General features: G+C 37.9%; 12 protein-coding genes. 8 read left to right on the top strand and 4 right to left on the bottom strand.

The window, feature by feature from the left end; genetic code table 11:
* Positions 1-150 precede the first annotated feature (150 nt).
* Both PSF31_RS09845 and PSF31_RS09840 read left to right on the top strand, forming a co-directional pair.
* A complete protein-coding gene (locus tag PSF31_RS09845) occupies positions 151-7,470 on the top strand; it encodes a C80 family cysteine peptidase (RefSeq protein ID WP_164561023.1) in 7,320 nt (2,439 codons plus the stop codon).
* Positions 7,471-7,661: 191 nt separating this feature from the next.
* Positions 7,662-8,546 carry a DUF362 domain-containing protein gene (locus PSF31_RS09840; protein ID WP_164561022.1) on the top strand — a complete coding sequence of 295 codons (885 nt, stop codon included), beginning with the start codon at positions 7,662-7,664 and terminating at the stop codon, positions 8,544-8,546.
* Positions 8,547-8,586: 40 nt separating this feature from the next.
* Here the strand turns inward: PSF31_RS09840 and PSF31_RS09835 are convergent, their stop codons facing one another.
* Entirely contained in the window at positions 8,587-9,468 is an 882-nt protein-coding gene (locus PSF31_RS09835) for an alpha/beta fold hydrolase (protein WP_164561021.1), read from the bottom strand.
* A gap of 242 nt (positions 9,469-9,710) precedes the next feature.
* Here PSF31_RS09835 and PSF31_RS09830 point away from each other — a divergent pair, with 242 nt between their 5' ends.
* Positions 9,711-10,247 carry a metallophosphoesterase gene (locus PSF31_RS09830; protein ID WP_036957734.1) on the top strand — a complete coding sequence of 179 codons (537 nt, stop codon included), beginning with the start codon at positions 9,711-9,713 and terminating at the stop codon, positions 10,245-10,247.
* On the opposite strand, the gene PSF31_RS09825 is transcribed toward PSF31_RS09830, so the two are convergent.
* The 3 genes from PSF31_RS09825 to PSF31_RS09815 form a co-directional block, all read right to left on the bottom strand.
* Entirely contained in the window at positions 10,244-10,873 is a 630-nt protein-coding gene (locus PSF31_RS09825; protein WP_036957733.1) for a helix-turn-helix transcriptional regulator, read from the bottom strand. The two genes, PSF31_RS09830 and PSF31_RS09825, sit on opposite strands and share 4 nt — an antisense overlap.
* Positions 10,874-10,991: 118 nt before the next feature.
* Positions 10,992-11,957 (bottom strand): threo-3-hydroxy-L-aspartate ammonia-lyase, encoded by a 966-nt coding sequence (locus PSF31_RS09820; protein ID WP_112307104.1) that lies wholly within the window; start codon positions 11,955-11,957, stop codon positions 10,992-10,994.
* Between the two features lie 26 nt (positions 11,958-11,983).
* A complete protein-coding gene (locus PSF31_RS09815; protein WP_164561020.1) occupies positions 11,984-12,373 on the bottom strand; it encodes a RidA family protein in 390 nt (129 codons plus the stop codon).
* Positions 12,374-12,734: 361 nt separating this feature from the next.
* Here PSF31_RS09815 and PSF31_RS09810 point away from each other — a divergent pair, with 361 nt between their 5' ends.
* The 5 genes from PSF31_RS09810 (at position 12,735) to PSF31_RS09790 (ending at position 23,448) form a co-directional block, all read left to right on the top strand.
* Positions 12,735-16,469 carry a DUF4132 domain-containing protein gene (locus tag PSF31_RS09810; RefSeq protein ID WP_164561019.1) on the top strand — a complete coding sequence of 1,245 codons (3,735 nt, stop codon included), beginning with the start codon at positions 12,735-12,737 and terminating at the stop codon, positions 16,467-16,469.
* A gap of 24 nt (positions 16,470-16,493) precedes the next feature.
* Positions 16,494-17,603, top strand: coding sequence for an ATP-binding protein (locus PSF31_RS09805; RefSeq protein ID WP_112307106.1), 1,110 nt, complete (start codon positions 16,494-16,496; stop codon positions 17,601-17,603).
* Between the two features lie 105 nt (positions 17,604-17,708).
* On the top strand, positions 17,709-20,255 hold the full coding sequence (locus tag PSF31_RS09800; RefSeq protein WP_164561018.1) for a DUF5682 family protein: 2,547 nt from the start codon (positions 17,709-17,711) through the stop codon (positions 20,253-20,255).
* Complete coding sequence (locus PSF31_RS09795; RefSeq protein ID WP_164561017.1) at positions 20,255-21,409, top strand: VWA domain-containing protein; 1,155 nt, start codon at positions 20,255-20,257, stop codon at positions 21,407-21,409. Before PSF31_RS09800 ends, PSF31_RS09795 begins: the two co-directional genes overlap by 1 nt.
* Complete coding sequence (locus PSF31_RS09790) at positions 21,406-23,448, top strand: SWIM zinc finger family protein (RefSeq protein ID WP_164561016.1); 2,043 nt, start codon at positions 21,406-21,408, stop codon at positions 23,446-23,448. The genes PSF31_RS09795 and PSF31_RS09790 overlap by 4 nt, the downstream gene beginning before the upstream one ends.
* Positions 23,449-23,477: the final 29 nt, after the last annotated feature.

The following is a 23,477-nucleotide window of genomic DNA, read 5'->3' as shown; positions in this document are numbered from 1 at the left end:
ATCGATTTGATGGTTTATATTTTAATAGGGAAATTATCTTGAGCGTTGTTAATTGTAGTTAATCTTAATTGTTTTTTTATATATTTTACTGATGTGGCAATCTTGTTAAGTTGAAGGTGGGCTTTAATTTGACATGGAAAGAAAATTCAGATGATAAATGTAAATGATAAGAAAACTAATGATAAAATAATTAATAAAGATGATGATTTGATATTTTTAACGGAACACATAGATGGTAGGCCATTAGTAGGGGAGCAGTCCTCCGAACTTAAAAATATATCTAACTGGTTTAATCCTATAGATGAATTCACAAGGCTTACAATTTTTCATCATTTAATGAGTCGGCCTACAAGTGACTCGACATATAATTATCATGTTTTAATCCAAATAGGTGGTGATGACACAGCAGCTAAATCAACGGGGAGATTATTAGCAAAATTTCCTAGTAATTCACTTGTGATACAGTTTGATATTGAGAGTGAGCAGTGGAAAGTGCTACATGGTGATTTACAAACGAAAGTTAACGGAAAAATACGTTGGACGGTTATCGGTCATGGTCAGTATAACGGGCATAACCAGCAAAGTCTCTTTGAGGGGTACCAAGCTTACCAACTTATTACAGGGTTGAAGTATCTTAAAAATGATGTACTGAAGGTATATCCACCTAATAAGATTGTTTTGGCAGGCTGCCAATTAGGACGCGGGGGGGTAAATGAAAACTTTGTTTTTAGGGCAAGTGTCGAATTAGCTAAGCATGGAATATATCTTCCAGTAGTAGGTTATAATCGACCTATCGGTGTCACGAGTGACAGTAAAAAAATAACTTGGCCATATAATTTAGCAGGGGAAAAACAGTCTACTAAGAATTGGCGGTTGGAAATTAATGTTAACCAAACTAACCAACAGAGCTATATTAATGGAAAGCATGCCAGTTTATATTTTATCGATGAGCTAAGAAGTGGTGAGTTAGAAGTTTGGCAATTAATCAAAGATGACCATTCTATTACTATGGATATTTTTAGGGATCCAAATAATGAGTATAAAATCGATATTGATTTGATTAAAAAAGTGGCTTTTAATCATGATGCATACGCTATTTTTAAACAGAAGTTAAATGCGGAAGATACTCAATTTAATAGTGATTTTAGAAGTGAACTAATTCGTGAATATGAAAATGTTGGAATATTAGAAACACCATTATGGTTAATGATTAATAAAAACGATGTCAATGCTAATCCACAGAAATTTAATGATACTGTCAAAATTATTATTCGTTCAGGGAGAGGCTCTATAGGCAAAAAATATGCAGAAGAACTAGTAAAATATTCCCCCGATAATACACTAGTGTTTCAGGTAAACCCGAATTCGATGGAATTTTTTTCAGAGTATGGAGATATAGAACATTTACTAAAAGCATCTAAACAACAGTGGATATTAATAGATAATCTTCATTCTGAACCTGGTTTTATTCAAAACTATGCTAACTCATTGAATGTATTGAAAACAAGATATGCTTTTAAAATGCCAGGAAATATTATTCTATATTTAACCGATAAAAAGGCACTTTTGACAAAAGAAGAAAAGGCGATTTTTGGCGAGGAGTTGACGAGTAAGCTAAAAATAAATGGGATATATACTAAAATTTTTTTAGAAAATAATTTTGAACCAAGACATAAAATAAAAGCATTACTCGAAGATATTAGTATAGGTAATTTACTAGCAGAGCATATTGATATTAATAAACACCTTTATTTAAAAGGGTATTTTACATTCCAAGATGGAAGTGTCGATAAGAACAAATTAAATATTGCAGCATATGACCCCATTATCAGTAAAAAAATTAATAAAATTTGTGACGCTGAGAATGAAAATGATTTCTCTCATATGTGGAATTCAATATTTATTGATGATGACACCACTAGAATTAAACAGCAAGCCATTGAAGCAAAAGATATTTTAGAATTTTTGAGCCACCAGCCTGAAAAACTAAACTACCTAAGTCAGCTGTCTATAAACCGTTTGAGTGCGTTATTTCCTAGTGGGCAAGGCTTTAATCATGCAGAAGTTTTAAAATTAGTCCAAGATCCAATAAAATTAAGAGAATATAATCAATATATTGATGATTTATTAATGCTCTATATAGATATTGAAACCCCATTTGGAAACGAAAAGTCATTAAAAAAAGAATTTAGATTAATTTTAGATTTACATGAAAAACTAAAATCTAATTATGCAGCATTATCTCAGTTATCATATAAAGAGGGGTTCGATGTTACAGTAAATAAATTGCCAGTTGAAATACATTCATTTGAGAATATCTGCTTTTTACGCCTTTTGCAGCATAGTAATTTAACTAACGAACAAAGTTCACAACTTAAGGAAAAATTTGAAGTTTTAACCAAACTAACACGAAAACAAAAGATAGATAATGTTACTGATAAAGAACAAGAAGTTCTCAATAGATTTGATGAAATATATCAATCGAATTTTGATTTATTAGGAGCTGTTTCTAATGAAATAAACGAGCAATCTCACATATTATTATTTGAAAGTATAGGGAATAATCAGATTATCACTTTTCAAAGTGATGAAGAAATATATACAGTTACAAGCTATTCTCGTAATGATAAGTACTTTTTAACTTTATCCGATACTACTGGTGTTGAGCTTATTATTAGTCATTCAGAATTTAGCCAAGCAAAGAAACACTTATCTAATGTTTTTAATGATTATATTAACCAAGAAATAACGCAAGAGGATGGCTCAGTATTAACCAGAGGAAGTATTGCGGGATTTAAACACAAAGTAGGCGAAGCCCTGTTTGGTGAAGTGCAAATCATAAATACAGAGAGCGAAGCATACCTCAGTATGCGGCAAAGCATTATGAGTGAGCTGGATACCTTTTTCAAGTCATCAGAAATATCAGTGACTAATGACTCGGAAATTATTTTTGGCGAGCAGGTAACATCATTAAAAAAACTTAGAGATATTGGGGCTACAATAAATAGCGAACCATTAGATTTTAAACATACTCAGCTTCCAAACTGGGAGGATAATGTTAAATTTAATCCTGATAAATTAGCATTTCAGTTAACCTTTTTAACTGAAAATGAAAAAGACATTAATTTAATTAAAATGATTAATAAGAGTTTACAAGATGATCATATAACAAGACGAATTGATGTTAATTCAATGATCCAACCAAGGGCCGTACTACAAGAACAGCTCCAAATTATTCAGAAATCACAACTCGATAATCCAGTTGGTATGAATAAGACTATAGAAGATTTACGACGCATCGGTATTAAATTACCAACTTATGCAAAAATAGCTAATTATTTTGGGCAAGGAATTGGTTCTACAGGGATATTTCTAACAATCAACTCTGTTTACCAGTTAATAGATGAATTAGATAATCCTAATCTATCAGAAAAAGAAAGACGAGAAATACAGAAAAACCTTGATCTAGCCTGCGCAAATGCATTCTTTAATTATGGGGATATGGTCTTACAACCTATTCTACTTAAGCTCGCTTATAAACAAGCTGGATCGTTTAATGTATCATCAAAAATTACAGCTCGTATTACAATTATATTTAATTTAATTGGAATGGGGTTAGATATTTATCAAGCTTGTGAAGCATTTGAACAACTAGACAGGGTTACAAATGATAAAGAGCGCCAAGACTTAATTGTGAATGGTTCTTTGTCAATTGCTAACATTATTGTGGGGGGTGTAACCATGATCGGTATAATCATTGGTTCATCGGCAATACCTGTCGTTGGTTTAATTGTTGCGGGTTCCTTATTAATTGGAGGGATGGTATATACAGGTATTCGCGCAGTAGAAAAAATTGAAGAGGAACTCGGTGAATCTCTAGGCTGGGATGAAAAAGCCAGAGAAGGTATTCGTGCTGCACTTGGTTTTCCTCCATCAGACAATATATTAAATCGATTTAGTTATAAACAGCATTTAGCATACTTCAAAAATATAAATTGGCAGCAAGACTTAGATACGTTCAAGTCGTCATTTTTATATCAAGGTTTTGATGAACACTTACAATTGGTTGGTAAACCGATCCTTGTTGAACATATCAAACATTATATTTATTATAGAAATAACTCAAAAATAATTAGTAGTGCAGAGTTTGCTGATGTGGATAACCGTGGACCTCTTAGTCATATTGATAGTGATGAAATAGGGCCTTACTATACCATCGAGCAAATTAATTTTATTCGGGAAAATTATCATTATGACTCTCAAGATAATCGTTGGGTAAAAAGCTTTCAAACACAGAGGGTCAATGAACTGAATTTTAATTATCGTTTTAGACTAGTGAATAAAACGGCTCCTATCGCTTATAAAAATATTGGCGAGGAGGTTGCCAATGACATTATTGTACTTAATCCTGAGTATGATAGCTTATTACTAAAACAATTTTTACATAAAAACGAACTAACTACTTTTTATAACATAAAGAAAAAACAGTCGGTTGCTACACAACTAAGTTCATTATCAGCATCAGAGCTACGGCTATTCCAGGCCAGAAATAATTATACCAATACGATTCACCCTGATATAAATAATGATATCAGAGTGAATAGACTAGGGAATGAATTTTTAAACCAGCCTATTGATATTGCAAGAGAATTATTAAGTGAGAAGCCTAGGGTTATTTATGAAGGCATGCAAAATATTGGTTACCGGTATGAAAATGAAGCAAAGCAAAAAAACATTAGTTTTAACCCAGGGAATGGAACAGATATTATCGTTGGGAAAAAAAATTCAAAAAATTTATTTAACATCAATGCAGGGAGTAAATTTCTCGTAGGCGGCGAAAAAGATGATATTATAAACTTATCATTATTATTTGATAATAACATTGAAGAAAGTAACGAAATTTATTTTGATGGCAATGGGGGGGATAATAGTATAATCATTAAAGATATTCCATCCAACAGTAAAATAGATATCGATTTGAACAATATAACGTCAGAGGTGGCCTTCATTAATCATAAAGTTAAGAAGATTCATTTACGCAATGTTAATGATGTGATGCTAATTGGAGATAGCTCTACGACAGCAGAATTATTAGGTAATAAAGAATCCAACACATTAGATGCAGGGGCAATGACTGCATTTATTCAAGGTATGGAGGGGGATGATCAATTAATATTTGAATCAGGGATAGTCAATGGTGGAGAAGGTAATGATAGTTATTTTCTACGTCGTGTTGATTGGCACAATAATCAAGATGAATTAAATGATAATTTATTAGAATTATCAGCTGTAATTATTGAAAATACACAAGGCCAAAGCCGAGTAAATTTAGGGTATATGTTAAGCGAAATAAAGGATGCCAGTATTTCTGGTAATGATCTCATATTAAATATTGAAATAAAATCGGCAGAGTCAGAAACGAAAGTTTTAACACTGAATGTTACTTTAAAAAACACGTATAAAATAGATAATAATGGTAGGGAAATATTTCATAGATATCAATTATATACAAAGGACGGATTTGTATTAAATACTAAGCTAAACCATTTGGATTCAAGTGCTTCACACATTATAAGTGAAAATATTTTTAATATTACTTATCAGGGAGGCGCTAGCTCTACAATAAGTATCGATGAGAGTGAAAAAACAATTTCAGTTGATAATAAAATATATGGTCAACCTTTATGGGGAGATTTTAAATTTCATGGTTTAGCGAGTAAGTTAGAATATAAAGGAAAGAGTAATGATGACCACCTTTTAATGGTCAGTAGAAACAGTCATATTATGGTTACTAAAGGAAGAGATGTTTATCAAGTTAACCCAGATCAGATTTTTCAAGGTAAAATCATTTTTGACTTTTCAAATATTAAATCAGAAATGGAAAATGAGTTTGATATGACCATTTTATTACCTTATGAGAATGGATTTGATATCAAGGCACTGGGAACATCAATATTTTTATATGATAAATTCAGTAATGAAAAAATTGAAATTAGCTTCATTAATTTATCATACCCAATAAGTAAAGGAATTTATATTAAAGACGGTCATGGAAATTTATTTAGGATAAAAATGGGGAGGGATTATTATAACATTGAACCAATTGAATGTTTGGAATTACCCACAGAAAATGATGATTACATAAAAATTCCTAAGGGATATAATTTTCGTTATCCTATTCTAGATGCAAATAATGGTGATGACTTAATTGAAGACAACAGTATGATAGGAAATATCATAAATTCAGGGGAAGGTAATGATATTATTATTACAAATGGAGGAGGGAATGTTTTGTATGGAGGTAACGGTGATGATTATGTATATGGTGGTGAAAATAGTGATTTAATTCTATCTGACTTGGGTAATGACAAACTTGATGGACAAGGAGGGGATGACCACTATTTAATTGATGGAAGTAAAGGGGGCGGTAATACAGAAATATTAGATCAAGTTGGATTTAATAATATTCATTTATTTAATTTTAAAACACAGTATGAAGTCATAGACGAACGGGAAGATACTTATCATCTTTACACATCGCAATCTAATTTGCGTACAGTCAAAGTAAAAATGCCCCAAAATAATAAAAATAGCAATAATCAAGTTTATCATCATCAGCGGTTACCCTCCCATATGCCCGCCCATATTCATAATGATGGTATGGCACATCTAGTTCGCTACCTTGCTGAACAGCGTCAATATAAAAAAGAATTAGCGCCAGAACAGATTTGGCATCCTATGGATGAGTTTAAACGTTTTTCTAACGAGTTAAGTTTTCCATCAATTCTTGATACAAAGACAAAAAATATACGTATTAGTGAAAATACGCCATTTAGGCGTTTGTTTATTCGGACAAGAGGAGCAGAACAAAAAGTTTGGGATAAAAGTGGGTTCGGGCGAGTATTTAAAGCGCAAGCGGTAACTGGAGCCATTTCAATTCCAGATGGTATTTACGGAAATAATGTTCTTTATGCATCAACAAGTGATACCAATTTATATGGAGGTGAAGGGAATGATGTCTTCATCTCTAATGGTTCAAATGGGTTGTTAACAGACGCTAGCGGAAAAAATAGTTTTATTATCAATGGCGAAATTGTAGGCTGGAATTCGTTGTATAGCCTTGGCGGTGAAAACACGATTTACCTCATTAATTTTAATAAGAACGTTATTCGAGAAGAACCTGACCACCGAAGTAATGCAACTCGATATATTTATACTTCAGATCAGGGACGTAGTGTGAAAATATTTCAGTATCCGAATACGATAGCTCCCACTGTAGTTCATGTGCAGTCTTTAGAGGGGCAAAATGAGCATTCCACCCAACAAAAATTGAATCATTTAGTGGAGACGTTAGCGACACTACGCCTACAAGACGAAGAAAACTGTATTGGTATTCAGGATATTGAATATTTACAGAAGAATTGGGAGCCCACCAACCTTGTTGATAATTATATGAAAAAAGCGAGTTAGAAAGGAGGCGTAAACCACAAGGCTCCAAAATACAGAGAGTTTTGTGGTTTTTAAGTAATTATTTAGCCCAAATCATCTTTATCTACAGAGTGTTGTACTAAAATAGTGTAAAAATTAATGCTAGAATTTAACTATTAAATATAACAATTTTTAAATAAGTTATTTTTGTTGTAACGGGAGAGTGTAGAGCAATGAGACGTTTTATTAGTTTAGAGCTGCCTCCTGAACCCATAATTAACGGTCAGTGCGTAAGAAAACGCCTGAAAAATAGCATCTGTGATAATTGTGCCACCAGTTGTCCTGTGGGGGCGGTATCGTTTAGCCATATGGATGCAGAAATTAATAATGAATTATGTTTTCAATGTGGTAATTGTTTATTTGCTTGCCCTGTCGATGCCATTGAAAATATCAAACCCCATGAACGTAGTTATCAAGGGGAATTTTTGATAGTAAACCATGATGAGCCGATTGCTAATGCGGACGAACTGATTGTTTGGCACCGGCAATATGGTATTCGTGGTATGCAAATTGCTGAACCCTGGGTTGATAAATGGTTGCCAACGATTGCGGCATTAAATTTAAAACTCAAAACATTACAAGAACCTATTTGGCAATTACGTATTGTTCAGCCTGAACAAGTCGATAGCGGTCGTCGGATGATGCTATTTCGTCAAAAATTGGATTCAAAGCCGTTAGATAAGGGGCAGGTGAAAACAGGATTAAATGCAAGAAAACAATTTTACCCTGAAGATAGCTGGTTTAAGGTCGAACTAGACACGGAAAAATGCATTCTTTGTGGCGCTTGTGCCAAGATGTGTGATGAGCATGCGATAGAAATTGAAAATAACCAATTTTTGATAGATGAAAAACGTTGTACTGGTTGTATGAGTTGCCAAGTCGTTTGTTTTCCTAAATCTATTCATGTACAAAGCTATACAGCTAAAAATAACGTGTCGAAAATCTTCCATTATTATGATGCGCAGTGTCATACCTGCCATTTACCTTTTTCTTCTTGGGAAGAAAATACCCATACTTGCCCAATTTGTGCACAGCATAAGAAACAAGGTTGGTTATAAGGGTAACTAAGGCTCATTTTTAGAGCCTTAGTTCGCTAATCTATTGGTTTAAATGATTAATTATCAATTTAGCGATTAGTGGATTAATCATCGGTGGCGTTTCATGGCCCATACCGTCAATAATCTCCAATTTTGCATTAGGAATATTATCAGCAATATCTTTTCCAGCAGCTAAAGGAAAGAGCGGATCAATTGAACCATGAATAACCAATGTTGGTACGTTGATTTTCTGAATGTAAGGACGCAGATCTCCGGTGACAGCAACTGCAACAATTTGGCGTTTAGTTCCTTCTGGTGAATGATTGCGTGCGAGTGATTGCAGTATATATTCACGGTAATAACTTTCATCAAATGGGCCAAACGTTGAGCTGATCCGGCGATAAAACGCGAGCTGTCCTGATAAATACCCTTCTAAATCTTCTTTTGGGTTAGCACTTGGGCTCATTAGCATTTGCATAACATCGGGAGCACTTTGTGGCAGTGCTGGGTTCCCTGTTGATGACATGATCGCGCAAAGAGAGAGTGTGCGCTCAGGAAATTTTGCGGCTACTATTTGGGCTATCATTCCGCCCATGGAACGGCCGATAAAGTGGGCTTTATCAATAGATAATGTATCCAAGAAGTGGATAATATCCTCAGCCATATCGAATAAAGTATAAGGAATAGGGAAAGGTTCACCTTTTTGCATTTTTTCAATCAATACCCCTAAATCAATAGGTGGGAACTCATTGATATGATGAGATAAACCCGCATCACGGTTATCTATACGTAAGAGATAAAAACCGGCATCTGCAATCTCCTGACAAAAGTCTGACGTCCAACTAATGTTATGGCCACCTAAGCCAGGGATCAGAACAATAGTGGGGTTATTTGGTGTACCAAATGAATCGTAAAAAAGCGGAACTGAATTGGTTTTAGTCATTTTTCTTCCGGAATCGTTATTAATGAATAGTACTATTTATATGCCGTAGTTTCGTTGCAATTGCGAGCCATAAAAATTAGCAATGATTACCTATGATATAATTGAAATATACCATGGCAACGCAATATAAGTCTGTTTTTCAGTCAATTCTGTAAAGCAATTAAAAAGCATTGAGATATGATAACTAGCAAGCAAATCGTTTGCTTGAGTAGAATAATTATTAATATATTTTTAGGTTTTATATGATTTACTTTATTTCAGATACCCATTTTTGCCATTCGAACATTATTAACCTATGTGATCGCCCGTTTAAAAGCACCAGTCACATGAATGATACATTAATTCATAACTGGAATGCGTATGTTACTGATCATGATGAGATTTACATACTAGGTGATTTTTTATACAAGGGTAGTGGTGCGGATGCCAATAAAATATTACGCCGTTTAGCGGGGAAAAAATATTTGATCCGCGGCAATCATGATAAATTTTTAGACGACCCTGAATTCGACCAATCATTGTTTGAATGGGTTAAAAGCTATTATGAGTTGGAATATCAAAAACAGAAATTAGTGTTATTTCATTACCCAATATTAGAATGGCAAGGCTTCTTCCGTGATGCGATTCATTTATATGGACATGTTCATAATTCAGGTAAAGACCCTGAGCAGTTTAAGCGTTTAGCGGTATTAGGGCCCCGAGCCATTAATGTCGGCGTAGATGTGAATGATTTTCTCCCTATCAGTATTAAACAGATATTAAGAAAGGCAAATAGTTAACTTTCTTTTTTGGCATACAAATAAACTGAAGCCCTTGATATCCCTAAGTGCTGTGCCACCGTTTCCATGGATTTTTTTACATCTAACAGGCCTTCATTGCGTAGCACTTCAATTAAGTTTTTTCTTTCGTCCGCTTTCAATGTGCGTGGGGTTGCTGCTAAGGCTGCTGCATATTGGTCAATACGTATGCGAATCGCTTCGGTCCCATTAGGCTCAATATGCTCTTTTATTGGGCTATTTCCCACATCAATAAATTGCGATAACATACTTTGCATACTTCTAAATAACGTCATATCCAGATTTAAGCACAATGCTGCGATATATTTCCCTGACTCATCTTTAATACCAATCGAAGTACTTTTTACTGGGCGCCCATCGGAAAATTGGTTGGTATAATTGGCTATGATGTTCGGAAAATCTGCAGATTCAATTCTTGCATGGCCGAGTTCGGTAGTCGGCTCACCAACTTGGCGACCAGATAAGTTATTATGAATCGACAGGATTGAGTGCTCTGGATTTTTAAGGTCGTGTACAACAACCTCACAAAAAGGGGCGAATGTTTCACTAAGACCTTTTGCAATAATTTCAACTTGAGCCAGTAATGAATTATTTTTTTGATCTGACATGCAATTTCCCTTCATCTATCAAGCGTTAATCCCTAATTTTAACCTATTTTTCGTATTGCTAATAGATGAAGGGTGGTGATCATTATGAAACTAATTCTTTATAAAACTAGTTAGCTACTTATGAAACTAATTGTGCAAAGTGCTGAATATCAACATTGCCACCGCTGACAATGATCCCCACGCGCTTACCTTGGAACTGTTCTTTGTGGGCAAGGGCAGCAGCATAGGACAAGCAACCTGTCGGCTCAACGATAATTTTCATGCGCTCTGCATAAAATTTCATGCGGTCAATTAGCTGTTCATCGGTTACAGTGAAAATATCATCAACCTTATTTTTGATTACTGCAAAGGTGTAGTTACCTAGATGTTGGGTTTGGGCACCGTCTGCGATAGTTTTTGGCGTGTCTATATGTACAATTTCCCCTCGACGAAATGATTGTTGTGCATCATTGCCCGCTAAAGGTTCAACCCCATAAATTTGGCAATTAGGCGATAATTCTCTGGTTGCAATGGCACACCCTGAGAGTAAACCTCCTCCACCTAAGCAAACGAATAGGGCATCTAATTCACCCACTTCTTCAATCAGTTCTTTGGCTGCTGTGCCTTGGCCAGAGATGATATCAGGGTGATCATAAGGTGGAATAATGGTTAACCCCTGTTGGGCTGCGAGTTGCTGGCAAAGTATTTCTCTATCTTCTTTATAACGATCAAAGCGGATAACGGTGGCCCCGTAACCTTGCGTAGCTGCAACTTTAACGGCAGGTGCATCATTGGGCATCAGAATGGTGGCTGGAATACGCAAAAGTTGCGCGGCTAAAGCGATACCTTGCGCATGGTTACCAGAAGAAAATGCAATAACGCCTGCTTTTTTCTGCTCGGGACTTAACAAGCTCAAGGCATTAAAGGCTCCACGAAATTTAAAAGCCCCCATACGCTGGAAGTTTTCGCATTTAAAAAACAGTTCACCCCCAAATTCTTTATTTGCGGTGGTTGATGTGAGAACAGGGGTTTTATGCGCAAAACCCGCAATGCGTCGTGCAGCTGCTTCCACATCTTGATAAGTCGGTAATATTAATTCTGACATATATAACCCCAATGAATAATAATTAATTAAGCAGACACTGCAACGGCTTCAATTTCTAAGGCTGCACCAAAATGCAGTTCAGCAACACCTGCGACAGCACGGGCTGGGCGATGGTCACCTATCCAATTAGCATAAATCTGGTTAAACAACGGCCAATTTTCCATATCTGCGATATAAACTCGGACTTGAACCAACTGTGCTTTACTACAGTTAACGGCATCTAAACATGCTTGTAAATTATCAAGCACAAGCGAGGCTTGCTTTTGGAATGACACGTCAATCACCGCATTCCCGAGCTTATCAACCGGTAATTGTCCTGAGATAAAAACCAAACCGTTTGCAGTAACACAGTGTGAATAATGCCCTTTGGGGGCAATGAGTGTCGGTGCATTCACACACTCAATCCGTTGACTCATATTTACCTCATTATGCATAAAATACCCTGATTGGATTTTTAGTCTAATATTAGATTATATGTTTAGTCAACGCTTTTCTTCGCGAAATAAATTTGATGTAAATAACAACAAACTGTTATCAGAATTGCCATCAACATAATAAAAAGAAAAATAGAGATATAAGACAGTTAATTAAATTATTTACTGGGCAAAAGTTAATTATCAAGAGTAAATCCACTGGGATATTCCTATAGGCAGAATTTAAATTGGCAGGGCAGATTGAGCGATATATCTTAATTAAAAATGATTAAGAATAATCAAATTGTGACGATATCATTAAAATGATAAGAAGTTGTTATATAAATACTTTTAGGGATATCACATGGCGAAGTTCACATTTAATCTTCTTTCAATTTTTGGGAAAAAAGAATCACCTGTTGCAGAACAATATTTACAAGAAGCGCTTTTGCCTTTGTCAGTATTAGATGAAGCATTGCCTAAAACTGTTTTAGAGTATGTGCTAGATGGAAAATCGCCAGAAGTATTGGTTCAACTAAGCCAATTGGATAACGAAAAAGCGGTTATTTTACTCGATAAACCTGGCACCGTAGATTGGTGGTGGGGGGGAAATAACTTTAACTCGAGCCAATATAATAAATTAATTCGCCAAGGGGCAAACGCAAGGCATAAATTATATTCAAAAGTGGGTGATGGCATTACTGCATCACAGATAGCCCGTTTTGCTAAAGTGTTAGCGGCGGCATGCCAAGATATCAATATCAAAGTATTAACACCTGAATTACCGTCATGGATGAGTTATTTAATGGGCGATGCTTTTGCAAAAACCTATGATAATTCGCGAGATACTAAGTTAGAACATCGAAAACATTGGCATTTTGACCTATTAACGGAAATCATCGCAAAAGAGACTGATAAACCGGCTAACACTATTTTATATATTATTTTCGACCGTCATCATTTATCCGATTACCATTATGATAACTTAAATCGGCTATTTTCCATTCCAGGTTTCAAAGCGTATTTAATCGCAGAGCAAGCATTTATTAAGCATACGTTAGCCAATCATTTATCCGCTGCTGGGCAAATTCAATTAATCAACACTTTGAAGAAAGATGTTGAGCTTTATACGCTTTTCGCAGATATATTAGTTGCTTTTGCTACTAGTTCTTTAAAAACAGTACGTTCGGCTGCGGAACCGACAATGGCAATTTTACCTGCGCAATCGGTCACACAACATTTAACAAAAATTCTAACAGAGGGAACACCAAAACAGCGTACCCAAGCCGCGGATTTATTTGCCCGTATAGGGGAACACCGTGAGATATTAGAAGCTGCACTAACAACTGAAACCAATAAAACGGTACTTAAAAGTATTGAAAGTGCGATTTCGAGATTCTCAGTCATGGATACTGCCAGCCAAGTTGAAGAGACTGAGTTACCTGAACTCGTTGAATTAGAAGATACACCACTGCCTGAAAGTGCAAAAGAAATTTTAGTTAATAATTTCAATGAAATGCTGCAAAAAGCAAAAGAAAATGCAGAAAACGAAATTGAAGAAAATAAGAAACAGAAGCACAGCTACAATTGGGCGCAACGCCATTACAAAGAATTCCAAAAACTCAATGCGCAAGCTTGTTGCAAAGTGATTGATAAACTGAATTCAGGTAAAGAAATTATTACTGACCATGAATATAGCGTGGTGAAATTTAAAGAACGTATTACTAACTTGCCTGAGTTTACGTTATTCCATGCATTACGTCTGATTAGCCATAACCGAACAAATGAAGAGCATTTATCCCATTATCATCTTACTCGGGAAGTTCCACCAAGAATTCTTGGGCAAATAGAATTGCGCCAATTAGAAAAAACGTTAACACAATGTCATTTTAAAAACGCAACACGGTTGATTGCAGACCTTTGCTTACGCTCATATGCCAATGGGTTAGCCATTTTTAACCAGCCAGCACAAGTTTGGCCGTTTTTCATTCAACACCCAGATTTTATTGCAGAAGCATTGGGTTTAATCCCTCAACAAGAAACTCAGCGCTATTACCAAGAATATGATGCGGCGAGTGGAATTGATGTGCTTGCAATGTTGCCGACCATTCCTGCGCGATTTATTCCACGTATTATGGAGTTGGCCCTAGGGGAAAATAAAACCCATCGTCTGAGTGCGCAGAAACTACTAGAGACATTACCGAATATTCATCTTAATGCGGCAGAAGGGTTAGACTCAGGCAAACAAGAAATTCGTGTCACTGCCATTGAATGGCTGGCACGCTTGAATAATCCAGATTCATTAAAACCACTCTACGCCTTATTAAAGAAAGAAAAACGGGAAGTTGTGCGGGCGGCCTTATTAACCGCTTTGGAACAATTTGGGGAAGATATTTCTGGTTACCTTGCACCTAAAGTGTTATTAGCTGAAGCGCAAAAAGGGCTAAAAGCGAAAGCGCCTGCCAGCATGGCATGGTTTAACCTAGATTCTTTGCCGGCATTAACTTGGCAAAATAATAAACCCGTAGAAGCAGATATTATTCGCTGGTGGGTGATCCTAGCGGTTAAATTAAAAATGCCAGCAGGGAATGGGCTGCTACAACGTTATATTGGTTTGCTTTCGGTGGAGAGCCAAAAGAAACTAGGCAGTTTTATTTTAAATAGCTTTATCGGCCAAGATATTGCTGGGCCGTCATTAGAAATGGCAATGGCGGAAGCAGAACGTGATGCGCCAAAACGCTTAGCTAATTATCAAGATTGGGTGAAACGCTGGCCTGAATATTATAGTCAGTATGAAAACTATACTTTAGAACAGACATTTAATGAGATAAAAAATGAAGTTCTGCGCCGTTATTTAGGTTCCGCTATTAGTGATAAAGGAATGTTAGCCCTGATCTGTGGTATTGAAGGGCACCTTGCCGTGACCACATTGCGTAACTATATGCGTGATCACTACCAGCGCCGTGCACAAATTGAAGCCATGATTGATGCGGTTGCAGCGAGTAATGACCCACTGATTATCCAACTATTATTGTCTCTGTCTCGTCGTTATCGTACCGCGTCAGTTCAGGAAAAAGCACGCGGGCTTGTTGCTCAAATTGCCGAACGTAATGGTTGGAGCGCAGATGAACTCGCAGATAGAACAATACCGACAGCCGGAATGGATGAAACAGGTATCTTGGCACTTGAATATGGTGACCGTACGTTTACTGCGAAACTGGACGCACAGCAAAAACTCGTCTTGTTTAATCCTGAAGGTAAAGAAATCAAAGCATTACCTGCTGCACGCAAAACAGACAATGAAGAATTAGCTAAAGAATCTAAAAAACTATTTACTGCGAGTAAAAAAGAACTCAAGCAAGTGATTGAATTACAAACTGCACGTTTGTACGAAGCGATGTGTGCAGAGCGCCTTTGGACAACCGCAGACTGGCAGGAATATATTCAAGCACACCCAGTGATGCGTGGGCTTATCGAAAAATTAGTTTGGATAGAAACGAAAGACAACAACATTCTAAATGTATTTCGTCCATCAGACGATGGCAGTTTATTAAATTTAGATGACGATGAAATTACGTTATCCACTGATTCTTATATCAAATTAGCCCATGCGGCATTGGTCAGTGAAGATGAGCGAAAAGCGTGGATAGCGCATTTTAAAGATTACAAAGTGAAATTTTTATTCTCGCAGATGGAACATAAAATCCCTGAACTGGATCTGAAATTAACTGAAATTGAAGACCGTAAAGGCTGGTTAACCGACACCTATACCTTGCGTGGCGTCTTGACAAAAATGGGTTACCAACGTGGGCAAGCGGAAGATGGTGGAAGCTTTACCCATTATGCAAAACATTTCGCTAGTTTAGGTTTTTATGTCTATATCGAGTTTAGTGGTAGCTATGTGCCAGAGGAAAATATCCCAGCCGTCTTATTTTCACTAAGCTTTGAAAAATCACAACAAAGCTCATGGAACCGCAGCTATATCGAGTTAAAAGATATCCCGCCTATTTTATTAGCTGAAAGCTATGCGGATTATTTAAAAGTTGCGGATGCGTGTGCAGGTTTTGACCCTGAGTGGGAAAAGAAAACACCTTGGTAAGCGGGTTTAACGTAGGATTTTGGAATGACTAAAAATAAAACAACACAAGGGAATGTTCTGCGTGAAAGCGCAGAAATTCGTTTTGCCGATGAATTGGCACGTTTAACCGAAGCGGATAAACAAAACCCGAAACCACAAGGGTGGCTGCGTTCACCTCGTGCCGTTAGGCAATTTATTTTAGGTGATGAATCACTCAATATTTCTGCAAAGTTTTTCGGTGATGATGCTTTGGTTGACCGTGCAATTGTGACGTTACTAGGTAAGCAAGGACTAATGCTAGTAGGGGAACCCGGGACGGCAAAATCCATGTTATCTGAATTATTAGCTGCTGCAATTAGTGGTGATTCAGGTTTAACCATTCAAGGAACCGCGGGCACAACAGAAGATCACATTAAGTACTCATGGAATTATGCATTGTTATTGGCGGAAGGCCCGACGGAGAAAGCACTGGTTAGTTCGCCGTTATACCAAGGTATGCAAGAAGGTAAAATTGTGCGTTTTGAAGAGATCACACGCTGCCCCCCTGAAATACAAGATGTGCTGGTGAGCTTGATGTCAGAAAAGCAAATGATGATCCCTGAAATGAAAGACAATGCACGGATCAGCGCGAAACAAGGCTTTAATTTAATTGGTACAGCAAACTTGCGTGATCGCGGTGTTCATGAGATGTCATCAGCACTAAAACGCCGATTTAATTTTGAAACCGTGCGGCCAATCCAAGACCCTGCATTTGAAATTGAACTGATTAATAAGCAATTAGCCACAGAGTTAGCTGACCTGAACGGCCAAGTGACGATCCCAAGCAACGTGATCGAACTGTTGGTTACGACATTTCAAGAATTGCGCTCAGGAAATACTAAAGATGGTGGCAATATTAAAACGCCAGACGCGGTTATGTCGACAGCCGAGGCCGTTAATATTGCTTATGCATGTGCGCTTGAAGCCCATTACTTAGGTGATGGTACGCTCAATGCAGGAGCAGTTGCACGGCAGCTCATTGGCGTGGTTTTAAAAGATAACCCTGATGATATTAAACGGATGCGTTATTACATTGATAATGTCGCGAGAGAAAGGGCAAAACATAGCCAAGACTGGAAAGCCTTTTTTGATGCATCGAGGGCATTTTGGCAATAAGTTTTCATAACAAGGGTAGAACCGCTATGGTTCTACCCATTTATTGTCACGATGATTAAATCAGCAAAGGCCATTCAAGGCGAATAACCCTTAGGGAAATCAGCGGTGAGCTTGCTATCTATACCTTTACCAGAACGCATTGAAAATGCATTACACGACAGGCAACAACTTGAATCAGCCGGTATCTACTTTGCACCTATTCGGCATCATAGTCCCGCATGTGCATACAGCACGTTGTCTTTGATTGAACAAATCAAACCTGACTATGTTTTAATCGAGGGACCCGATAGTTTTAATGAGCTACTGACGAGCTTATTACATCATGATACCCAGCCCCCCGTCGCCATTATGGCGCAAACAGAATTAAAACCGACACAGACAGATGATAAAAGTGACACTGTCACTCGTTCTGCCTATTTCCCATTCTGTGAGTATTCCCCAGAATGGCAGGCTTTACAAATAGGTCAGCAATACCAAGCCCAGCTACGTTTTATTGACTTACCATGGACAGCGCAAGTTAATGAAGACGAAGCTAATGATATGCAATCTCAAAGTTTGCAGAAAGAGCGTTACTTAGCACATAGCTTATTTATTAGCCAGCTTGCGAAGAAAAGTGGTTGCCGTGACCATGATGAATTATGGGAACAAATTTTTGAATTAAGAACGATTGAACAACTGGCAGATTGGCCTGCATTTTTTATGGACAGCTTTATATGGTGTGCATTGGCACGACTTGATTATGAACCCCAAGTCCTTGAGTCAGAAGGTTCTATACAGCGTGAGCAATATATGCAAGCGCATATCCAAACCATTAAAGCCCAACATCCACAGGCTAAAATTGTGGTGGTAACGGGGGGCTTCCATACCCTTGCTCTTCTTGAAGGGTTGGAAGTGGCTCACAAACAACAATTTAAGCTTTCTGCGGCACAACAAAAAACGTTTATCCAACAGCAAAAACTGGGTGAACAAGACAAGGCTTGGTTCATTCGCTATAGCTATGACAAACTCGATGCATTAAATGGCTATGCATCAGGAATGCCGTCCCCCGCATTTTACCAACAATCATGGTTGTCATTGTTACAACAACGCCAAGCGCAGATAGCAGGAGATAACCAGCCTACGCAAGCTTATCGAAATCGTCTAGGTGTTGCCTATCTTTCTAAAGTTGCGAATGTTTTACGTGAAAAGCAATTTGAAGCTGCTCCTGGTTTTTTATCGGTTAAACTGGCCGCAGAGCAAAGCATTCGTCTTGCCGCCTTTCGTGGGCATGCAGGCCCTGGGCGATATGATCTGTTAGATGGGTTACAAAGTGTTTTTATCAAAGGTAGCTTAGATGAAAGCCAAATTGAGCTTTGGCAGGAAATAAAAACTTGTTTCTCTGGCTTTTTACTCGGGAAAATCCCCAAAGGGACAGCAACGCCTCCGTTGGTCACTGAAACTTATGAAATAGCAAAAAGTTTTCGTTTCAAGCTTGATGACACCTTAAGTAAGGTGAGTCGCTTAGATGTCTATCGTAATCAACAACATCGTGCGCGTAGCCGATTCCTGCATTTATTAGCATTTCTTGATATCCATTTTGCTAAGCATCTATCTGGGCCAAACTTTTTGTCTGGTAACCAAATGGATTTATTGTTTGAAGAATGGCAATACGCGTGGACGCCCAATGTTGAAGGGGAATTGATTGCCTTATCGGAACAAGGAACACAATTAAAAACTATCGCGCTAAACCGTTTGTTTGAAATGGAAAAAAACCTAGAACAGCAAGGCGTTAGTCGTTCAAGCCAAAGTGCGGTCGCACTACTTATGCAAGCTGCATTAATTGGGCTGCATCAACGGATGCCTGCATTATTTTCATTGTTGGATGGCTATATTCAACAGGATGCAAAGTTTGAATCCTTGATAGCTTGTGGTCATAAGCTTGTTCATCTGTGGCGAGGGCGCCAATTCTTTGATATTGAAGATGGTTTTGCTATCGAAGCACGTTTAGATGCCCTGTTGCAACAAGCGTTTTATTGTTTTGCACAAATTACACAAGGGGATGAACAGCAGCAGGAACACCATTTTTCAGCATTACTTGCTTGCCGTGAATTAATCACTTTTATGCCTGAAATTAATAAAAATCATGATTATAGCATCGATTTTTATCATGAATTAGACCGCTGTGAAGGGCAGTTAAGCCATGCGCCTCTTTTAAAAGGTGCCGTTGATGCTTTGCGTTACCTTGGGGCGAAAATTGATGAAACCATCTTGATAGAGGAAATTAAACGCGCGTTCAGCACCGGTAGTGATCCCGAAATGGCAATTGGCTATTTTATTGGTGTGATGCGAACTGCACCCGAGTTAGTCTTACGCATACCATTACTCATTGATATGTTAAATCAGTTACTTAGTGAATGGGATGAAGGGCGTTTTATTCAGGTTTTACCTGATTTACGGTTTGCGTTTAGCCAGCTAACACCTAAACAAAATGCACAAATGGCACAATATGTGGCACAAGACTTAGCGATTGAGGCAAAAGAACTCACACTGCACCAAACAGAATTTAATGAACAACAAATGATGCAAGTGATTCAACTCGAACAACAATTACAAAGTCAGCTCACTGAATTAGGGTTACAAAATTGGTTTGCTCACGCTCGGGAAGGTAAATAATGAGTCAAAAAAATGTCACATTAACCTCTGTACAGCTTCAATTGGCTAAGCGCTGGCGTTTAATACTTGGGCAATATGCCGATAACGCACTTGGTCAGGCCACCTTTAGTGCTGAAGAGTTAAAAATAGAACGTTCTTTGGACTTTTTATATCGTCGGGAATACCAACGCCGAGGTTTAAAGCAAGAAGCTGGGCGCCATGGTTCCTTAGATGCTTCTCAATTAACGGCGGTTAATTGGTTAAACCAAGCGCGTAAATTGTTCCCCAATAGTACCTTTGAGCGCATGCAATCCCAAGCATTAGAACGTTATGAGATCAGTAGCTTATTAAAGGACCCACAAGCGCTAAATGCCATGGAGCCAACAAAATCTCTCGCAAAAGCTTTGTTAAGCCTACGCGGGAAGATGAACGAAGAAACCCGTGATGCCGTTAAAAATATTATACGCAAAGTGGTGGATGATATTTTGAGTCAAATGCGTAACCAATTTCGTCATGCATTAACAGGGCGGCGTAACCGTTTTCGACGCTCACTGGTACCAAACAGCCGTAATTTTGATTGGCGAGGAACTATTGCCGCCAACTTGAAAAATTATGATAAACAAAATCAACGATTAGTGATAAAAACGCCTCACTTTAATTCTCGTCAACAACAACACTTACCGTGGGATGTGATCCTGTGTGTGGACCAGAGTGGCTCGATGGCGAGTTCTATTATGTATGCGGCTGTATGCGCGAGTATATTAGCGGCATTACCAGCAGTACGTGTATCTTTAGTGATTTTTGATACTCAAGTGGTTGATTTAAGCCACCTTGCTCATGATCCTGTTGAAGTGTTAATGACAGTGCAATTGGGGGGCGGAACGGATATCGCTAAAGCTATGCAATATTGCGAAAGTTTAATCCGCAATCCAAAACGTACCGTGATTAGCTTAATCAGTGATTTTGAAGAGGGGGGCGCCCTCAATCATTTACTCAATTGCACACAACGCCTACATAGCCAACAAGTGAAGTTATTGGGTCTAGCGGCGTTGGATGATGAGGCACTGCCCGTTTATGATCCAGACATTGCCCAAAAACTTGCAGATAGAGGGATGCATGTTGCGGCATTAACACCGGAACATTTTGCACAATGGTTAGCAGAGGTCATGCAATGAGCTGGCAAAACAGTTACTTACAGTATGACGACGATGCATTAGCCGTATTTGCGAATGTGGGGTTACTTCGACGTGCACGTAAAGACGTTGAAAACCAAAAAGTTAACCCAACAGACTTAGACGCTGGAACATTCACGAGTGATGGGCAACGTGTTTCTTTAGATGCACAAGGGATCCAAAAAGCCACTTGTGATTGCCCAGCAACAGGGTGCTGTAAACACATTTTAGCGGCCGTTTTGTGGGTACAATCGAATGCAACCACAGAAATTGATTCAGCGGAGCCGATAGCCAGTGAAACGGTGCTAAGCGAATTATTAGCATTGTTACCAGAAAGCCTAATCAAGCAGGCTTCTAAGCCTGATATGCGTTTAGCGTTTAGATTTATACAGGAGTGGCAAGAAAAAGAATTAGTTTATGAAGCGCAATCGAACCAGTTAAAAATCATTCTACCAGAATATGATGAGCCAATTATTTATATGCGTGGTAGTGGTTTGCAGGGTATGATTTCATCATTACCCGAAAAACAAAAAAATGCGGTTCATCTCGCTATTATTGCAAAATTAATGCTTCAGCATGGCCAAGAGTGGCGTTGGCCTGAGGAACTAACCGCAAGTCAAACTCATCAACAGGTGCTTAGCCAAGATGATAAAATGGTGATGAGTTCAATAGAACAATTCATTCAGGATATGTTACGACAAGGGCTATCGCATATTAGCCAAAGCAGTGCTAGCCAGTTGCAATTACTGAATATGTCAGCGCGTGCGGAAGGGTTGCCTCGCTTAGCCAATTATATGAGACGCCTTAGCCAGCAAGTCAAACGACTAGCTGATAAGCACTTTACAATGGATGAAGGGCAAGTTTTACGGTTGATAGCTGAAATATCAGCTTATTTGCATCAATTATTAGTAGCAAATGAACATCAGCTTATTGAACTCAAAGGGTTGCAAAGGCGGCAGTATAGCGATCAACCCATAGAATTTGATTTATTGCCTATCGATGCAAATTGGTGGAAAACCGAAAGTGGTGCGATTGGTGCTACATTGAGTTTTTGGGATCGACAAAATAAAAAAATCATTCAATGCACGCAAGGTCGTAGTAATAGCCTTGACCCAACGTTTAATCGACAAAACGTTTGGCAAACTCTGGCGTTATGGAAATATACCGCCGAGAGTTTGATGAAAACTCCCTTTAAATTGCATTCACCACGGTTATCAGAGGAGGGGAAATTATCAGCCACTGGCGAAAGCTATGCCGTTAGCAGTCAAGAAAATGGGATAACAACCAATGATTACCTTAACATTAAAGCTGAATTTGGTTATACCGATTGGCAGTTAGCGGCGAATGAGTTGCCAACACTCATACAAGACAACAGGTTTTCCCCCGTTTTATTGCATATTGATGACTATGAGCCGCTTTATTGGGATGAAACGGAACAATGTGTCTTATGGGTGGTGACTGACACACACAAAAATCGAGCATTTTTACGGTTAAATTGGCAAGGGAGTGATGACCATAAAATTGAAGAATTGCGTTTCATTACAAAACAGCAATGGCCAATTTGTGCTGTTACGGTGCAGGTAAATCATTCGCAAGAGGCGATTCAGTTGGTACCTAAAACGCTATGGTTAAAAAAGGAACACGGCATTGAGTTGTTTTACTTAGACTTTGAAAGTACACCACGTAAGAAGCAACGTTCCGGTTTTTTTAATAAAATTATCGAATATATGGCGAAAAAACAGCAAAAAAGCCAAACTTTTGTGCCTGAATTAACGTTAGCTAGCCAACTTGTTCGGCCGATACTTTCAGTACTAGAAACGCAAGCGTGTACAGGAAGGCAATGTTTATCCCAAACTCAACAAAGTGAAGTCACGTATGTCATTACAACGCTTGAGGATTTGGGGGCTCTTTGGCTGGCTAATCAGTTCAAGCCATTGATTACCTCCAGTGACTTACAACCCCAAGTAATATTGCGGTTAGTCTATTTATGTGACCGTTTTGAAAGGTTACAAATGCCATTGCCTTTTCAATTCAATGAATAATACAAAGGGGGACTTTTTCCCCTTGTATT

Origin of the sequence: Providencia sp. PROV156 (assembly GCF_028480905.1) — a bacterium.
Classification (GTDB): Bacteria; Pseudomonadota; Gammaproteobacteria; order Enterobacterales; family Enterobacteriaceae; genus Providencia; species Providencia hangzhouensis.
This window is presented reverse-complemented; position numbering and strand designations above follow the sequence as displayed.